Origin of the sequence: Ilumatobacter sp. (assembly GCF_049588435.1) — a bacterium.
Classification (GTDB): domain Bacteria; phylum Actinomycetota; class Acidimicrobiia; order Acidimicrobiales; family Ilumatobacteraceae; genus Ilumatobacter_A.
The window spans coordinates 1-17032 of sequence record NZ_JBAVYV010000182.1; the positions used below are offsets into that span (position 1 = coordinate 1).

The following is a 17032-nucleotide window of genomic DNA, read 5'->3' on the forward strand; positions in this document are numbered from 1 at the left end:
GATGCACGACGACCTCTACGACGGGTTGAAGGAAGAGATCGCCGAGGGCACGACGATTCTGCTCGATCGCGGATGGAGCGCCGAGAAGGTGCTCAACGATGCCCTCGTCGAAGGCATGCGGATCGTCGGGATCGACTTCCGCGACGGGATCCTGTTCGTCCCCGAGGTGCTTCTGTCCGCGCACGCGATGAAGGCGGGGATGGAGATCCTGCGTCCACTGCTCGCCGAAACCGGAGCCGAGTCGGTGGGCAAGGTCGTCATCGGAACGGTGAAGGGCGACATCCACGACATCGGCAAGAACCTCGTCGCGATGATGCTCGAGGGCGCCGGTTTCGAGGTGATCGACCTCGGCATCAACACCGACGTCGAGCAGTTCACGCGCCAGTGCGCCGCAGGCGATGACGAGCGTGCGCGGCTCTGCCACGTCAGGCGCGGACCGACGGGCCGGCAGGCTCGTGCTTGACGCGCCGTGCCCCGACGAGCTCCTTGGCCATCTCGGATGCCACCGCAGCGTCGCGGCAGTAGGCGTCGGCACCGATCGCATCGCCGAATTCCTGGTTGAGCGGAGCGCCACCGACGAGGATGATCTGGTCGTCGCGGCGCCCCTGGTCGGTGAGCGTGTCGATGACCACCTTCATGTACGGCATCGTCGTGGTCAACAGCGCGGACATCCCGAGGATGTCGGGCTGGTGCTCGTCGAGCGCGGCGAGGAACTCGTCGACGTCGGTGTTGATGCCGAGGTCGATCACCTCGAAGCCCGCACCCTCGAGCATCATCGCGACGAGGTTCTTGCCGATGTCGTGGATGTCGCCCTTCACCGTCCCGATGACGACCTTGCCCACCGATTCGGCTCCGGTTTCGGCGAGCAGCGGTCGCAGGATCTCCATCCCCGCCTTCATCGCGTGGGCGGACAGCAGGACCTCGGGCACGAACAGGATTCCGTCGCGGAAGTCGATCCCGACGATCCGCATCCCCTCGACGAGGGCGTCGTTGAGCACCTTCTCGGCGCTCCATCCGCGATCGAGCAGAATCGTCGTGCCCTCGGCGATCTCTTCCTTCAACCCGTCGTAGAGGTCGTCGTGCATCTGCAGCGTGAGTTCCTCATCGCTGAGTGTCGCGAGATCGACCTCGTCGTCGCCGTCGGTTGCGTCGTTGTCGACGTCTGTCATGTCATGACCCCCAGAGCTCGAGAGACCTGCGTGGACGGATGCCGTCCCGCAAGTGTTCCGTCATGCGGAACCGTACCGTATAATGAAACAGTACGCCAGGCCCCTCTGGGCCGACTCCTCTGAGCAGCGCACGGTCCACGCTACAGGCGAGCCGACGACACAGGACAGACAACGAGACATCCGAGATGGCAGGAGTGCAGTCGATCGAACGAGCCTTCGCCGTGCTCCGCGCGCTCGCTCGCGGATCGGCCGGTGTGACCGAGATCGCCGAGCGGACCGAACTTCCGAAGTCGACCGTGTCGCGACTGCTGTCGGCTCTCGAGCACGAAGGGGCGGTCGTCCAGGTCGAAGTCGGCGGAGGGTATGCGATCGGGACGGCGTTGTCGACGCTCGGCGCTGCATCGGCTCCCCGTGCCAGCATCCGCACGACGGTCCGTCCGTTCATCGAGGAACTGGCGCTGATGACCGGCGGGAGTAGCGGCTACACCCTCCGCGACGGTGACACCGCGTACTGGGTCGACAACGTCGACGACGGTGACGAACTCGTTCTGCTCGCCGACCAGACGGGCCAGTCGTTTCCCCTCCACACCGTCGCGAGCGGACTCGCCGTGCTCGCCCGGTTGCCCGCCGACGCGCTCGATCGCTACCTGTCGGACATGGAATCCACGTCGGTCGACGCGGTGTTCTCCGACCCGACCGCACTCCGACAACGACTCAAGAGCGTGCGCTCCGATGGGGTGATGGTGTCTCGCGAGGAACTCGATCCCGGCGTGAACGCCGTGGCCGCTGCGTTCCGCGGGCCCGACGGCGACTGGGACGGTGCCATCTATCTCCAGGGGCCGTCATTCCGCTTCCCCGATGCGGGAGACGAGAAGCGGGTGGTCAAGTTGGTCGTCGAAGCGGCGAATCAGCTCTCCGACCTGCTCGCCGGCCGCTGACGCGCGCCCGGCCCTGTGACAGAATGCGCCGGCGATGGGAACCGAACGTGCCGACGCGCACCGATCGTCGATCATCGGTCGCGACGCGCTCGTCGATCAGGTCGTCGAGACACTGACGTCGGACCGGGCGCGGTGCATCGTCCTCCGCGGACCGGCCGGAATCGGAAAGTCACACGTCGCCGACCGTGTCGTCGAACGGTTGCGAGCGCCGTTGTCGCCCGTGGCTGTGCGCACGGTGCACGCCGGGGTCGCGCAGCAGGCACTCGAGTTCGGTGCGCTGCTCCACCTGCTCCCGATCGATGCGCCGCCGGTCGCGGCCGAGTTCGAACTCGTCCAGCGCCTTCGTCGGGGACTGGTCGAGCAAGCGACCGCGACGGTCGTCAGCATCGACGACGTCGGAATGCTCGATCACAAGTCCGCAGCGATCCTGGAAGGGCTCATCCGCGCCGGTGACATCACCGTGATCGCGACCGAACGAACCGGGCCCGACGGGGTCCGCGACGACGACCACCACCTGTCGAGGGTGCTGCGCGATCACGCCGATGGTGTCGTCCTCGCGCCGCTCGACGCCGAGCGGTTGATCGAACTGCTCGTCGAATGGCAGGGCCCCGGCGAGGTCGGGTCGCTGCGGCGGATGGCTGCGTTGAGCGAGGGCAACCCGCTGGCGCTCCGCGAGCTGTTGGCGTCGGCTCGCGCGTCGTCATCGATCGGTGAGCGGTCGGGCCTGTGGCATCTCTCCGAGTTCGTTCCGGGCAGCCGCTCGCTCGAGCAGCTCGTCGCGTCGCACCTCGAACGCCTGTCGCAGACCGAATGGGATCTCCTGCGCACCGTCGCGATCGCGGGAGCGGTTCCCCGCAGGGTGTTGTCGCGCCTCGACCGCGAGGCGGTCGAGCGTCTGGAACGATCGGGTCTCGTCGCCGGTGACCCGTGCGTCCTCGTCCACCCCCTCTACGCGCAGGTGATCCGCACCCAGCTCGTCGGCCAGGAGACCCGTCGGCTCTATTCGAAGCTCGCGTCGGCGGTCGGCCCGGAGGACGGGGTGGACCCGGCCCGGCTCGCCGAGTGGATGCTCGACTCCGAGAGCGGCATCGACGACCGTACCGCGCGTCTCGGGGCTGCGGTCGCCGTCGGTCGGTGGGAGAACGCCCTGGCGCAACGGTTGATCGAATCGATCTCGCAACCGACCGCGGCCGACCTCGTCCAGCTCGTCTGGGCGCACGCCAACGAGGGTGATCTCGGCGAGGCGCAGATCGCCTCGCATCGTGCGATCGATGCCGCAGAAACCGAGACCGAACGGGTCGACGCCGGCTTGGCCCGCGCCGAGCTGTGGTGTCTGCAACTCGGTCGCAGCGACGAGGGATACGTGCAGCTCGCCGAGCTGCGCGAGAGCCTGGAGCAACCCGACCAGCGCGCTCGCGTCGACGGAGCGACGGCGCTGTACATGCGGATGACGGGCAAGGGTCCGCTCGCCGAGGCCTCGGCGGCTGCGGCCACCGCGAACGATGTCACGACCGACGCCGGGCGGCTGTCCGTCGTCCTCGCCGATGCCTTCGACAAGGTGTTCCAGGGACGGTTCGACGCCGCCGGACCCCCGATCCTGGAGGGGTACGAACTGGCGGAGCGGTTGTCGGTTCCTCACACCACGGTGCGCCTCGGGATCGCCGATGCGATCCGGCACCTGCTCGGCGGTGACCTCGATCGCGCGTGCGAGGTGATCGAACGCTGGCTCCGTGCCGCCGATGTGTCGTTGGTGAGACCCGCTCACGCGGTGTGGCTCGGACTCGGCGCACATGCTGCGTCGCTCACCGGCGACTACGCGCAAGCGGTGCTCCGGTCGCGCGAAGCGGTGCGCGCCGCCGACCATGTCGACGACATCGGCGCAGGAGGGTTCCTCCGCGGCGAGTTGCGCGCCACCCTGGTCGAACTCGGCATCGAGGCGGTGGCCCGGCCGGATGAATCTCCGCTCGGCCGGGCGCGAGCCGAACTCAGACTGGCCGATGACCGCGATGTCGACTCCCGTGCCGCAGTACTCACGCGCCAGGCGATCGACTCCGGCTACGTGCTCTGGGCCCCGTGGCTGGGCTTGGAGGCGATCCGGCGCGGCCCGGCCCCCGAGACCGCTCCGATCGTCGCCAATGTCACCGCGGGGATGGACGGTCACCTGTCGAAGGCGATCCATGCCCACGCGCGCGGCGTGCTCGACGGCGATGTCGCGCAGATCTCCCACGCGGCCGACACGTTCTCGGCCCGACGCGCGAACGGCCCTGCGCTCGACGCCTTGATCGCCGAGATCGATCTGGCGCTCACGGGTGACGGCGACGTCGTCGCACTGCGCCGCCGAGCACTGTCGGCACGCTCCATCGCGGTCGCGATGACACCGCACGCTCCACCGGCTGCGACAGCACGACTCGACCGGATCTGCGCGCGCGTCGAGATGCCGAGCGATCGCCAACTCGAGATCGCGCGTCTCGCGGCGGAGGGCAAGTCGAGCAAGGACGTCGCGGCCGAGCTGATCGTGTCGGCGCGCACGGTCGACAACCATCTCGCAGTCGTCTACCGCAGGTTCGGGCTGTCGGGCCGTCACGAACTGGCCGAACTCGATCTCTGAACCGGTCGCGCCGACGGGGGCCTGACAACCCGACGGCGCACCGGCTGGTCGCGCGGTGTCCGGTCGGCGGGCGCGGCGGACGGTCACGACATCGTCGACGCCCGTTCACAACCCGCGGACGACGTGACATACGGCGAATCAATCACGGCAGCAGGGTTTGGGAGAGAATTCACAAGCCCTGGTATCTTCGGAGCCCGTATGTCGGATTTCCTTCGCGACTATCTGAACGTCGTCTGGTTCGCCGTGGCCGCCATCGTGATCGGTGGACTGCTGCTCGGACTGGCGGCCGCCATCCGTCCCACCTTCCCGTCCGCGGAGAAGTACATCGCCTACGAGTCCGGTGTCGATCCGGTGGGAATGGGCTGGTCACAGAGCCAGATCCGCTACTACGTGTTCGCCCTGCTGTTCGTGATCTTCGACGTCGAGGCGGTGTTCCTGTTCCCGTGGGCGGCGAACATCGAGCGATACGGAACCTTCGGTCTCGTGGTGATGCTCGTGTTCATCGTGCTGCTGCTCGACGGACTGGTGTATGCCTGGAAGCGGGGGCTGCTCCGTTGGGTGTGACCGTGACAGCGACGGCCGTCGTCAGCGTGTGCAACGCGACGTTCTGCCCACATCGACAAGGAGTGCACTGACATGGGTCTCGTCGACAAGGGTCGGATGCCGGCTCCGCTCACCAAACTGTTCAACATCAGCCGCTCGTACAGCCTCTGGGTGTACCAGTGGGGGCTCGCCTGCTGCGCGATCGAGATGGGCGCCGCGTTCGGTTCGCCGCGTTACGACGTGATGCGTCTCGGCGTCATCCCGCTCCCGGCCAGCCCGCGTCAGGCCGACTTCGTGTGTGTGTCGGGCACGGTCACCGACAAGATGGCTCCCGCCGTCAAGCGGTTGTGGGAGCAGATGCCCGAGCCGATGTACGCGATCTCGATGGGCTCGTGCGCCAACTGTGGTGGCCCGTACTGGGACAGCTACTCGGTCACGAAGGGCGTCGATCAGATCATCCCGATCGACGTGTACGTCCCCGGCTGCCCGCCGCGTCCCGAGGCGCTGCTCGAAGGCGTCGTGCTGCTCCAGCAGCGGATCAAGAACGAGGACATGCAGGCGAAGTGGAAGGGCGACGAGTTCACGACGCTCCAGGCCAAGCGCGCCGCCGAGCGCGGAGAACTGCACGCGGGGGAGCCCACCGGGCAGACCACGCACGACATCTCGACGGATCCGCAGCCGATCCCGGCACGCGATCGTCCCGATCCGATCGTGGTGGGCGGTGGCCCCATTGAGTGACACCGACACCACCGACGAGCAGGCCCCCCAGGCACTTCCGGGCGACGGGCTGCGCGAGGGCATCGTCGACGACCTGCGCGAGCGCATCGGCGACTCATTGCTCGAGTTCCACATCGTCCCCAACGACGATCTGACCGTCCGGGTTGCCACCGAGGCGTGGGCCGACACCGGCGCGGCGCTGAAGCTGGCCGGGTTCACCTGGTTCTCGTTCCTGTCCGCGATCGACTGGATGCCGTCGCCGTACGGAAACAGCGAATCGGATCCGACCGTCGAGAAGGAACCGATCGACATGACGATCAAGCACGGGGTGTGCGGTGGCGAGACCCGGATGCAGGTGTTCGCTCGCCTCACCGATCTCGATCGTCACGTCGGGATCACGATCAAGGCCGACGTCGACGACGACGTCCAGGTGGTCGATTCGTGGACCGGATCGTTCGCCGGCGCCAACTGGCACGAGCGCGAGTGTCACGAGATGTTCGGGATCGGCTTCAACGGCCACCCCGACCTGCGCAACATGTACCTCCCGGGCGATTTCGAGGGGTATCCGCTCAAGAAGGACTTCCCGCTGCTGGCGCGCATGGTGAAGCCGTGGCCCGGCATCGTCGACGTCGAACCGATGCCCGCCCGAGACGAAGAGGACGAATCATGAAGCGTTACGCAACGGGTCAGACCCGTTCGGTAACGGCGAAGGGTGCATCGTGACCGACCTGACCGACCGCCAACAGCTGTCGTACATCGCGTCGCAGGCCGCCGATGCGCGCCTGAACGTCGAACTCGAGACCGAGGGCATGACCCTCAACATCGGTCCGCAGCACCCGGCCACCCACGGCACGCTGCGGATCATCGCCCGCCTCGACGGCGAGCAGGTGATCTGGGCGGAACCGTCCGCCGGCTACATGCACCGCGGTTACGAGAAGCTGACCGAGGTCCGCACGTTCCCGCAGGTCACGACGCTGATCAACCGGATCGACTGGCTCGGCAGCTTCGCCAACGAAGTGCCGTTCATCCTCGCCGCCGAGAAGCTGATGGAGATCGAGGCGCCGCCCCGCGCGCAGGTCATCCGCACGATCCTGTTCGAGCTGTCGCGCATCGCGAACGTGTCGCTGTTCCTCGGTGATCTCGGCGTGCAGATGGGCGCGATCACCCCGGTGTTCCTCGCCTTCCGTGACCGTGAGTACGTCCTCAACCTCATCGAGGGCGCGACCGGCGGTCGGTTCCACCCGAACTTCGACCGCATCGGCGGCCTCAAGGACGATCTGCCCAAGGGCTGGATCGACGAGACCAAGCAGGTCATGAAGAAGCTGATCGGCTTCTGCGACGAGATCGAGGACCTGCTCTTCGGCAACGAGATCTTCCAGAGTCGGATGCGCGGGATCGGCGTGATCCCCGCACACGTCGCCGAGGAGTACGGCCTCTCCGGTGCCAACCTCCGCGCCTCGGGCATCGACTACGACCTGCGTCGCGACAACCCGGTCGGACTCGCCTGGGACAAGGCCGACTGGAAGGTCTGGACCCACCCCGACGGTGACTCGTGGGCACGCTGCTGGATCCGTCTGCAAGAGACGCGCGAGTCGTGCAAGATCGTCCAGCAGTTGGTCGAGCAGATCCCTGCGGGACCGATCATGACCAAGGTTCCGCGCATCATCAAGGTGCCCGAGGGCGAGGCGTACGTCTCGACCGAGAACCCACTCGGCGAGATGGGCTACTACGTCGTCTCGAAGGGTGACCTGGGGCCGTTCCGCGTCAAGATCCGTTCGGCGAGCTTCAACAACATCAGCATCACCCCGTGGGTGTTGAAGGGCGTCTACGTCCCCGACATCATCACGATCCTCGCCAGCCTCTACTTCATCCTCGGAGACATCGACCGATGATCAGTGCCCTCGCTGTCGAGATCCCGTACTGGGGTCAATCGATCTTCCGCGTCATCGGTGGACTCGTGGCCGTGCTGCTTCCCGCCGGAGCGATCGTCTACCTGTTCCTGTTCAAGATGATGTCGTTCATGCAGAGCCGTCTCGGACCGATGGAAGCCGGTCCGTACGGGTCGATGCAGCTGCTCGCCGAAGTCGGCAAGTGGTTGCAGAAGGAAGACATCGCACCCGACAACGCCGACAAGACCGTCTTCAAGCTCGCCCCGGTGGTCGTGCTGATGTCGACGTTCCTGCTGATCGTCGTCGTTCCGTTCGGCCCCGAGGCGGTGTTCGCCGACCTCGACTCCGGGGTGTTCTACTTCCTCGCCGTCGGCTCGGTCAGCGTGCTCGGCATCTTGATGGCCGGCTGGGCGAGCGCCAACAAGTACTCCCTGCTCGGTGGTCTGCGTGCGGCGGGACAGCTGATCGCCTACGAACTGCCGATGGTGCTCGCCACCCTCGGCGTGGTCATCCAGGCCCAGTCGATGAACCTCAACCGGATCGTCGAGGTCCAGAACACCGGCGAGATGTTCGGGATCGGCTTCCTCGGCAACCCGTTCATCATCACCCAGTTCTTCGGGTTCCTGATCTTCATGATCGCCGTGCAGGCCGAGCTCACCCAGGCGCCGTTCGACATGCCGATCGCCGAATCCGAGCTCGTGTCCGGCTACATGACCGAGTATTCGGGCTTCCGGTTCCTGATGTTCTTCATCGCCGAGTTCGCCACGGCCGGCGTGTTCGCGTTCATCGCTGCGGTGCTGTTCCTCGGTGGCTGGGGTGTGCCGTTCGAATGGTTCGGATGGGACAACCTCGACGACGTCGCGTGGTGGATGAACCTCGTCGGCCCGGTGATCCTGTTCACCAAGATGCTCGTGCTCGTCGGGATCGTCATGTGGGTCCGATTCAGCTACCCCCGCTTCCGTGAGGACCAACTCCAGACCTTTGCCTGGAAGTTCCTCATCCCGCTCTCGCTCGCCAACATCGCCGTCACGGCGATTCTGAAGGTGGCTTTCTGATGCCCAAGGTTCCTGGTCTCATCAAGGGCCTGGGTGTCACGCTCGGCACCCTCGGCCGCACCGTCAAGGACGGCGCGAACACCGTGCAGTACCCGCACGAGAAGGAATCGCCGCCGATCCGCGCGCGTGGCGTCATCGCCCTGCACGAGGACAACTGCACGGCGTGCATGCTCTGCTCGCGCAGCTGCCCGGACTGGTGCATCTACATCGAAGGTCACAAGCAGTTGGCGCCCCCGCGCCGTGCCGGTGGCAAGCCGCGTCAGGTCAACCATCTCGACCGCTTCGACATCGACTACGCACTCTGCATGTACTGCGGGATCTGTGTCGAGGTCTGCCCGTTCGACGCACTCTTCTGGAGCCCCGAATACGAGTACTCCGAGCCGCGGATCGCCGATCTGCTGCACGACAAGGAGAAGCTCGGCGAGTGGATGGAGACCGTTCCCGAAGCTCCCGAGCTCGAAGCTGGAGCAGGCAAGTAGATGAGTGTGTCCCTTCTCGCCGCCGACGGCGTCAACGTGGCGCAGAACGTCGGCTTCGGCATCATCGCGTTCGGCATGATCTTCGCTGCCCTCTGCGTGGTGACGACGAAGAACGTCGTCCACGCGGCGCTCTGGCTCGTCATCGTGCTCGGTGGCGTCGCCGCCCAGTACGTGCTCGCCGCCGCCGAGTTCGTCGCCGTGTCCCAGGTGATGGTGTACATCGGCGCCGTGATGGTGCTGTTCCTGTTCGGCATCATGCTCACCCGTGCCCAGATCGGCAAGGAGTCCGGCCTCAACAACAAGGGCTGGGCGATCGGGATTCCGATCGCCCTGGTGCTGTTCGGCCTGCTCGCCTACGTCGTGCTCGACACCTACGGTGACGCCACGATCGCCGAACCGCAGCTGACCGGAGCGAACAACGAATCCACCGTCGACATCGCGGACCGGGTCCTGTCGCCGTATCTTGCCCCGTTCTTCGGAATGACCTTCGTCCTCCTCGCCGCCGCCATCGGCGCAATCGTCCTGGCGCGGAAGGACTGACCTCACATGCTTGCTGCCAACTTCCTCCTCCGTTCTCCGGCCGACCTGGGCTGACTTCACATGCTTGCTGCCAACTTCCTCCTCCTCGCCGCGGTGCTGTTCTGCATCGGCGTGTTCGGGGTCATCGCCCGCCGCAACGCGGTCATGGTGCTGATGTCGATCGAACTCGTCCTCAACTCGGTGAATCTCAACCTCGTCGCGTTCGCGCTGATGAACAACGACGTCGACGGACAGGTCTTCGCGCTCTTCGTGATCGCGATCGCCGCCGCCGAAGTGGGCGTCGGCCTCGCGATGGTGTTGCTGATCTATCGCAACCGTCGCTCGATCTCCCTCGACGAACTCTCGGAACTGAAGGGCTGACCCGGTGCTCGCCGCAGAAGAAGTTCAAGAAGCACTCCACCTGAGCTCCGGCTGGTTCCTCGAGAACCTCTGGCTGATCGCGCTCATCCCGGCGGTCGCCTTCGCGCTCATCATGGCGTTCGGCAAGAAGATGCCGAACGGCGGGTCCGAGTTCGGGCTGGCGTCGATGGCGGCATCGCTGGTCATCGCGACCGGCGCGATGATCCAATGGACGGCCCGGGTCGATTCCGGCGACGCGAGCGAGGCCGGCGGGCACGGAATCAGTCTGCTGAAGACCTTCGGTCGTTCGATCCCGCGCGCCGCCGAGGGCGGCGAGGTCCAACCGTACATCGAACCCGTCGTCACGAGCTGGGTGTGGTGGCAGAACTCCGGCCTCGAGTTCGGCATCGGCTCGTACGGCGATGGCCTCTCCATCCTGCTGTTGTGGCTCGTTGCGTTCATCTCGCTGCTCGTCCAGATCTTCAGCCTCGACTACGTCCGTGGCGACCGGCGATACACGCAGTTCTTCGGCGCGTTGACCCTCTTCTCCGCCGGAATGCTCGTGATGGTCATGGCCGGCAACATGGTTCAGCTCATCTTGGGCTGGGAGATCATGGGCCTCTGCTCGTTCATGCTGATCGGGCACTGGTGGGAGGACGAGGCCAACTCGAAGGCCGCACTGAAGGCGTTCTTCACGGTGCGCGTCGGTGACATCGGCCTGCTGGTCGGTACGGCGATCATCTACTTCTCCTCGAGCGACTGGATCGCCGAGAACCTGCCCGGCGCGAACGGGTTCGACATCTCGGCCATCCAGGCGTGGGCCCTGTCGGGCGACTCCTCGGCGAGCGGCGCCGCAATTCTCGTCGGCGCCTCCGCGCTGTTCATCGCGTGCATCGGCAAGTCGGGCCAGTTCCCGCTGCACACCTGGCTGCCCGACGCGATGGCCGGGCCGACGCCCGTCTCGTCGTTGCTCCACTCGTCCACGATGGTGGTCGCCGGCGTGTTCCTCGTCGCCCGGATCTACCCGGTCTTCTGGGAGGCGTTCAACATCGCCAACGGTGGCGTGTCGTTCATCGCGGTGATCGGCGTGATCACGATCATCATCGCTGCGCTCTTGGCGTTCGTCCAGGACGACATCAAGAAGGTGCTCGCCTACTCGACCGTGTCACAGCTCGGCTACATGATGCTCGGCCTCGGAACCGGCGCCTGGCTCCCGGCGGTGTTCCACGTGTTCACGCACGCCTTCTTCAAGTGCTGCCTGTTCCTCTGCGCCGGATCGATCAGCCACTCCGGTTCGCACCACTCGTTCGACATGAAGAAGGACATGGGCGGGCTGCGCAAGAAGATGCCCATCACCTTCATCTCGTGGTGCGCGGCGACGCTCGCCCTCACCGGGGTGTTCCCGCTCGCCGGCTTCTGGTCGAAGGACGAGATCATCGACAATGTCGGCAACAACGGTTACACGGTGATGATGTGGCTCGCCCTCGGCGGTGCGGCACTGACCGCGATGTACATGACCCGTGCGACGTACCTCACGTTCTTCGGTGAGCCCCGCGGTGCAGCGGCCGGGCACCACTACGAGGATCACATCGGCGATCACGACCTCACGGTCGAAGAGCACGAGCCGGAGTTGGCGATGGCCGGCGGACCGCTCGTCGACGCTCACGACCCGACGCCGCCACGGTCGCTGAGCGCCGCGGCGAACGCCCACGACGATCACGATGCCCACGGCGACGACCACGAGGATCACGGACCGCACGAGTCCGGCAAGCTGATCCTCATCCCGATCGTGATCCTCGCATTCTTCGCGACCTTCGCCGGATTCAGCAACGCCACGCCGCTCGGCGAAGGCTGGGAGTACGTGAAGGAATACGTCGAGCCGCGACCGGTCGCGGTCGCCATCGACTCCCTCGAGCCCGGTGGTCCCGGGTCGAGCATCGTCGAGTTCGTCCCCGGCTTCGCCGAGGCGGAAGGCGAAGGCGAACACCATGACGGCTGCGGCTTCACCGCACCCACCGAGGGTTCGGTCTGCTTCTTCCCGTCGGTCACGCACGCCACGCCGACCTTCGCCAAGATCATGCTGTCGCTCGTCGTGGTCGCCGCCGGTTACGCCCTGGCGATCGGGTTCTGTCTGGCCTTCTACAAGCGCCGCGACAAGCGTCTCGTCGGGCTCACCGAGCGCAGTCGCATCGCGCGAGCCGGCCACACGTTCCTCGTCAACAAGTACTACCTCGACGTGTTGTACGAGAACGTCATCGTGCGTGCCGTCGCCCACCCGATCGCAAACGCTGCCTACTGGGTCAACCAGAAGGTCCTCGACGCCACCGTCAATGCCGTCGGCGAAGGCGGCAAGCGCACCGGAGAATGGGTCTACGAGAACATCGACCAGAAGGTGGTCGATGGTGCCGTGAACGGCTCCGGCACCGTCGCATCCGAAACCGGCCACGGGCTCCAGAGCACGCAGTCGGGCAAGATCAACCAGTACGGCGGGCTCATCTTCGGCTTTGCGGCCGTCGGCGCCATCGTCCTCGTCATCATCAACGTCGGCTGACCCAGCACGGCATCCTGAGATCAACCTGAGAACTGAGATCATGAACAACCTCACCGAGTACAACTGGATCCTGAGCGTCGGCACCTTCCTGCCGCTGCTCGGTGCCCTGGCGATCATGTTCGGCACCAGTCGGGACGACGAGCGGACGCCGAAGATCATCGGCATCTTCACCGCCGGCGTCACACTGGCGATCGGCGTGGCGACGCTGGTGCTGTTCGACTACGACCAGTCGCAGAACCTGCAGTTCTTCGTCGACGCCGAGTGGATCCCGATGATCTCGTCGGGGTACACGATCGGACTCGACGGCATCAGCCTGCCGCTCTACTTCCTGTCGATGGCCGTCACGTTCCTCGTGATGGTCTACTCGTGGGACAACATGCCCGACGCCGGCAACGCCAAGGCCTTCTACTCCTTGATGTTGATCCTGCAGACGGGGATGGCGGGCACGTTCATCGCCCAGGACCTGATCCTGTTCTTCGTCTTCTTCGAAGTCGTGCTGCTGCCGATGTACTTCATGATCGGCGTCTGGGGTGGCGAGCAGCGCAAGTATGCCTCGCTCAAGTTCTTCCTCTACACGATGTTCGGCTCGGCGTTCATGCTCGTCGCGTTCCTGGCGCTCTTCTTCCAGACCGGCGGTGAGAGTTTCAGCTTCTCGTGGCTCTATGAGATGGGCGCGGGCATCGACAAGAACGTCCAGATCTGGATCTTCGCGGGCATGTTCCTCGGGTTCGCGGTGAAGGTGCCGATGTTCCCGTTCCACACCTGGCTGCCCGACGCGCACACCCAGGCACCGACACAGGGTTCGGTCATCCTGGCAGCCATTCTGCTGAAGCTCGGAACGTACGGCTTCGTCCGGATCGCACTCCCGATGCTCCCGCAGGGCGCGGTGGCGTGGGCGCCCGTCATCGGAATCCTCGCCGTGATCGGCATCATTTATGGCGCACTCGGCTGTCTCGCACAAACCGACATGAAACGTCTGATCGCGTTCTCGTCGGTCGCGCACATGGGCTTCGTGATGCTCGGCATCTCGACGCTCACCACGTTCGGCATCAACGCCGCGCTCTTCGGCATGGTCGCTCACGGCCTGATCACCGGCATGCTCTTCTTCGTCGCCGGTTCGATCAAGCACCGCTACCACACGCTCGAGATCAGCCGCCTCAGCGGCATGTTGATCCAGATGCCGAAGATGGGCTGGATCCTCGGATTTGCCGCCATGGCGTCGCTCGGTCTGCCCGGCCTGGCCGGATTCTGGGGCGAGTTCCCGGCGATCCTGTCCGCGTACAGCCCGAACCCGGCCCTCAACGAGACGCTGTTCCGGACCCTGATGGTGATCGCAGCGATCGGTACCGTCCTCGCCGCCGCCTACCTGCTGTGGCTGTACCAGCGCACCGCATTCGGTGAGCCGACCGAGGAGTTCGTGGGCCAGTCCGACGCCGAGCACGCGGCCGGCGGTCACGGTGTCGCCCATTCGCTCAGCTCGGCTGCCAACGCCGACGCCGCTGTCGCCGATGATCATCACGACGAGATCCACGACGTCCAGCCGACCGAATGGATCGCCTGGACGCCGTTCCTCATCGCGATCGTGGTCTTCGGTGTCTACCCGCAGCTGATGTTCAAGGTCCTCGACCCGGCGGTGACCCAGCTCGTCCACACGATCTCGGCCGGCATTCCGCAATGATCGGAATGATCTCGTCGTTCCTCGCGCAGGCCGATTGGACTGCGCCGGCCATCGACTGGCACGCGATCGCGCCCGAGTTGATCCTCGTCATCGGGATCAACATCGTGCTGCTCATCGACCTCAATCTCGAGCAGACGAAGAAGTGGATGATCGCCACCCTGACGGGCATCGTGCTGTTGACGGCGTTCATCCCGGTGGTCACGCTCGGGCTCGAACTCGATGGGGTCCCACGCGAGCTGTTCGACGGCCGGTATGTGATCGACGAGTATGCGTTGGTCCTCAAGGCGCTGTTCCTGCTCGTCGGCTACGTCGTGGTCCTGATGAGCCAGAACGAACTCGAGGACGGTGGCTACCACCAGGGCGAGTTCTACGTCCTGCTGCTGTGCTCGATCCTCGGCATGGTGATGATGACGTCGGCCCGCGACCTCATCTCGATCTTCGTCGCTCTCGAGTTGCTCTCGATCCCCGCCTACATGATGGCGGCGTGGCGCAAACGCTCGTCGAAGTCGAACGAAGCGGGTGTCAAGTACTACCTGCTCGGCGTGTTCGCATCCGCCGTGATGCTGTTCGGCATGTCGTACCTCTACGGCGCGACGTCGAGCACCAAGCTCACCGAACTCGGCGCCGTCCTCACCGACGGGAACCTGAGCGGTCTCGAAGTGGTCGGAATCGTCTTCGTGATCGTCGGATTCGCCTTCAAGATCTCGGCGGTTCCGTTCCACAGCTGGGCGCCAGACACCTACGAGGGCGCACCGACACCGGTCACCGCGTTCCTGTCGGTCGCGTCGAAGGCAGCGGGTTTCGTTGCGCTGATGTCGCTGGTCTTCGTGGCGTTCCCGGCCGCCAGCGACGTCTACGGCCCGATGATCTGGGTGATGGCGGCGCTCACGATGACCGTCGGCAACGTGCTCGCACTGCGCCAGACCAACATCGTGCGCATGCTCGCCTATTCCTCGGTGAGCCAGGGTGGCTTCATCCTGATGCCGCTCGCGTTCGCCGGTGACTCCGACGCCTCGGGCGCCGCACTCAACGCGGTTGTCGTCTACCTGCTCGTGTACGCCTTCATGAACCTCGGTGCCTTTGCCGTGGTGATCGCGGTGTCCCGCAAGACCCACAGCGGGGAGATCTCGTCGTTCGGTGGCCTGTTCAGCTATGCGCCCGGGATGACCGTTGCGTTGACCGTGTTCATGGCGTCGCTCGCCGGAATCCCGCCGCTCGGTGGATGGTTCGCCAAGTTCAATGCTTTCAAGGCCGTGCTCGATGCCGACACGACCTCGGCGTACGTCCTGGCGTGCATCGCCGCCGTCAACACCGTGATCGCTGCGGCCTACTACTTCCGTGTGCTGCGCACCGTGTGGGTCGACGACGTGCCCGACGGCAACACCGCGCCGCTCGACCCGCCGTCGCCGATCATCGCTGCGCTCGCGATCACCGTCATCGGCACGATCGCGATCGGGGTGTACCCCCGACTCGTGGCCGGCTTCGGCAACATCTCCGACCTCGCCGGCGCCTTCCCCGGCTGAGGACGCACACGAACACCGATCTCGTGAACTTCTCCGGCGCTCCGTGCGCGAAGAGTTCATGAGATCGACCTTTCAGGTGGGGCGGACCCAGTGGCCTTCGTCGTCGAAGACGAGGTCGGTCAACTCGCCGGGCTTGATCTCGCGGTCGAGGCCGAGCGCCACCGCGAACTTCTGGTAGCTCCACTTCATCACGTCGAGCGCGAGTTCGGTGATCTGTTCGGGCGTGAAGTGTTCGTTCAGCCGGACCCGAAGTTCGTCGGACACGCCGGCGGGGTCGGCCATGATCGTGCTCGCGAAATCGACCGCCGCGATCTGCGCAGGGGTGAGGTCGGGCTCGCGCGCGGAGAGCTGCGCGACGAGATCTTCGTCGAGCCCGTTCTGCTTGGCAACTGCCGAGCGCAGCGACAGTCAAGTGTGGCAGTCGTGGTACGTCGCACACCGCAGCCGAACGAGTTCGGTGGTCACGGGGTCGACCGTGTCGTTACGAACCGCAGCAGCGGCGTACTGCATCAGTGCACCGCTGAGGTCGCTGTCACCACGCGTTCCGGCTGCGACCCGCGGTGTCCGCTGTGCGCTCATCTCGGCACCCCGAGTGCACCGTCGAGCGCGAGTTCGAGTGTCATCCGCTGTTCGACGACGAGCACCGCGTTCACGAAGTCGACGAGGCCGACGGGGCCGAGGTGAGTCCGCAACCGCTCGGCCTGGGAATCGGTGAGGCCGGTCACGTCGACGATGTACTGCTCGGTGAAGTCGAGCGCGGCACGCTCGGTCTCGGAGAATTGTTCCGCCGTCGGCCACGCGCTCAACTCGGAGCGATCCTCGTCGGACATCGCGGCCAGTGTCGGTTCGTGGCCGAGCAACATCGCCACCCGATCCCGGCAGGTCGCCAGCAGCGACGGGTCGATCGCGCTCCACGCAGCGGCATCGGCTGCGTCGAGAGCGGCCAGCGTGTCGGTGCCGGCGAGGCGATCGTCGAGGTCCACGTGTCGATGGTAGAACGACG

17 protein-coding genes and 1 pseudogene are annotated in these 17032 nt (G+C 65.5%); 14 read left to right on the forward strand and 4 right to left on the reverse strand.

Features of this window, described 5'->3' with window-relative positions; genetic code table 11:
* Position 1 precedes the first annotated feature (1 nt).
* A pseudogene (locus tag WBV89_RS06550) lies at positions 2–376 on the forward strand (B12-binding domain-containing protein); the annotation flags it as partial.
* 49 nt (positions 377–425) lie between these two features.
* Here the strand turns inward: WBV89_RS06550 and WBV89_RS06555 are convergent.
* Positions 426–1169, reverse strand: coding sequence for a corrinoid protein (locus tag WBV89_RS06555; protein WP_423980528.1), 744 nt, complete (start codon positions 1167–1169; stop codon positions 426–428).
* Positions 1170–1354: 185 nt separating this feature from the next.
* On the opposite strand from WBV89_RS06555, the gene WBV89_RS06560 reads away from it, so the two are divergent.
* The 13 genes from WBV89_RS06560 to WBV89_RS06620 all read left to right on the forward strand — a co-directional run bounded on the left by WBV89_RS06560 (position 1355) and on the right by WBV89_RS06620 (position 16029).
* Complete coding sequence (locus WBV89_RS06560) at positions 1355–2107, forward strand: IclR family transcriptional regulator (RefSeq protein WP_423980529.1); 753 nt, start codon at positions 1355–1357, stop codon at positions 2105–2107.
* A 34-nt stretch (positions 2108–2141) separates the two neighbouring features.
* On the forward strand, positions 2142–4715 hold the full coding sequence (locus WBV89_RS06565; RefSeq protein ID WP_423980530.1) for a LuxR C-terminal-related transcriptional regulator: 2574 nt from the start codon (positions 2142–2144) through the stop codon (positions 4713–4715).
* Between the two features lie 198 nt (positions 4716–4913).
* Positions 4914–5279, forward strand: coding sequence for an NADH-quinone oxidoreductase subunit A (locus WBV89_RS06570; protein WP_423980531.1), 366 nt, complete (start codon positions 4914–4916; stop codon positions 5277–5279).
* A gap of 72 nt (positions 5280–5351) precedes the next feature.
* A complete protein-coding gene (locus WBV89_RS06575) occupies positions 5352–5996 on the forward strand; it encodes an NADH-quinone oxidoreductase subunit B (RefSeq protein WP_423980532.1) in 645 nt (214 codons plus the stop codon).
* Complete coding sequence (locus WBV89_RS06580; protein WP_423980533.1) at positions 5989–6645, forward strand: NADH-quinone oxidoreductase subunit C; 657 nt, start codon at positions 5989–5991, stop codon at positions 6643–6645. Before WBV89_RS06575 ends, WBV89_RS06580 begins: the two co-directional genes overlap by 8 nt.
* Before the next feature lie 49 nt (positions 6646–6694).
* Positions 6695–7867 (forward strand): NADH-quinone oxidoreductase subunit D, encoded by a 1173-nt coding sequence (locus tag WBV89_RS06585; RefSeq protein WP_423980534.1) that lies wholly within the window; start codon positions 6695–6697, stop codon positions 7865–7867.
* Positions 7864–8919 carry a complex I subunit 1/NuoH family protein gene (locus WBV89_RS06590; protein ID WP_423980535.1) on the forward strand — a complete coding sequence of 352 codons (1056 nt, stop codon included), beginning with the start codon at positions 7864–7866 and terminating at the stop codon, positions 8917–8919. Before WBV89_RS06585 ends, WBV89_RS06590 begins: the two co-directional genes overlap by 4 nt.
* Positions 8919–9398 carry a 4Fe-4S binding protein gene (locus tag WBV89_RS06595; RefSeq protein WP_423980536.1) on the forward strand — a complete coding sequence of 160 codons (480 nt, stop codon included), beginning with the start codon at positions 8919–8921 and terminating at the stop codon, positions 9396–9398. The genes WBV89_RS06590 and WBV89_RS06595 overlap by 1 nt, the downstream gene beginning before the upstream one ends.
* Positions 9399–9938 carry an NADH-quinone oxidoreductase subunit J gene (locus WBV89_RS06600; protein ID WP_423980537.1) on the forward strand — a complete coding sequence of 180 codons (540 nt, stop codon included), beginning with the start codon at positions 9399–9401 and terminating at the stop codon, positions 9936–9938.
* 60 nt (positions 9939–9998) lie between these two features.
* Positions 9999–10298 carry an NADH-quinone oxidoreductase subunit NuoK gene (gene nuoK / locus WBV89_RS06605; RefSeq protein ID WP_423980538.1) on the forward strand — a complete coding sequence of 100 codons (300 nt, stop codon included), beginning with the start codon at positions 9999–10001 and terminating at the stop codon, positions 10296–10298.
* Between the two features lie 4 nt (positions 10299–10302).
* Positions 10303–12828: an NADH-quinone oxidoreductase subunit L gene (locus tag WBV89_RS06610; RefSeq protein WP_423980539.1), complete on the forward strand. Its 2526-nt coding sequence runs from the start codon at positions 10303–10305 to the stop codon at positions 12826–12828.
* A 40-nt stretch (positions 12829–12868) separates the two neighbouring features.
* The gene (locus WBV89_RS06615) at positions 12869–14506 is read left to right on the forward strand and encodes a complex I subunit 4 family protein (protein WP_423980540.1); all 1638 of its coding nucleotides are present in this window, start codon (positions 12869–12871) and stop codon (positions 14504–14506) included.
* Positions 14503–16029 carry an NADH-quinone oxidoreductase subunit N gene (locus tag WBV89_RS06620; protein WP_423980541.1) on the forward strand — a complete coding sequence of 509 codons (1527 nt, stop codon included), beginning with the start codon at positions 14503–14505 and terminating at the stop codon, positions 16027–16029. The genes WBV89_RS06615 and WBV89_RS06620 overlap by 4 nt, the downstream gene beginning before the upstream one ends.
* Positions 16030–16101: 72 nt before the next feature.
* Here WBV89_RS06620 and WBV89_RS06625 read toward each other — a convergent pair whose 3' ends face one another.
* The 3 genes from WBV89_RS06625 to WBV89_RS06635 form a co-directional block, all read right to left on the reverse strand.
* Positions 16102–16311, reverse strand: coding sequence for a hypothetical protein (locus WBV89_RS06625; RefSeq protein WP_423980542.1), 210 nt, complete (start codon positions 16309–16311; stop codon positions 16102–16104).
* Between the two features lie 126 nt (positions 16312–16437).
* Positions 16438–16608 (reverse strand): hypothetical protein, encoded by a 171-nt coding sequence (locus tag WBV89_RS06630; RefSeq protein WP_423980543.1) that lies wholly within the window; start codon positions 16606–16608, stop codon positions 16438–16440.
* Positions 16605–17012 carry a hypothetical protein gene (locus WBV89_RS06635; RefSeq protein WP_423980544.1) on the reverse strand — a complete coding sequence of 136 codons (408 nt, stop codon included), beginning with the start codon at positions 17010–17012 and terminating at the stop codon, positions 16605–16607. The genes WBV89_RS06630 and WBV89_RS06635 overlap by 4 nt, the downstream gene beginning before the upstream one ends.
* Between the last annotated feature and the right edge of the window lie 20 nt (positions 17013–17032).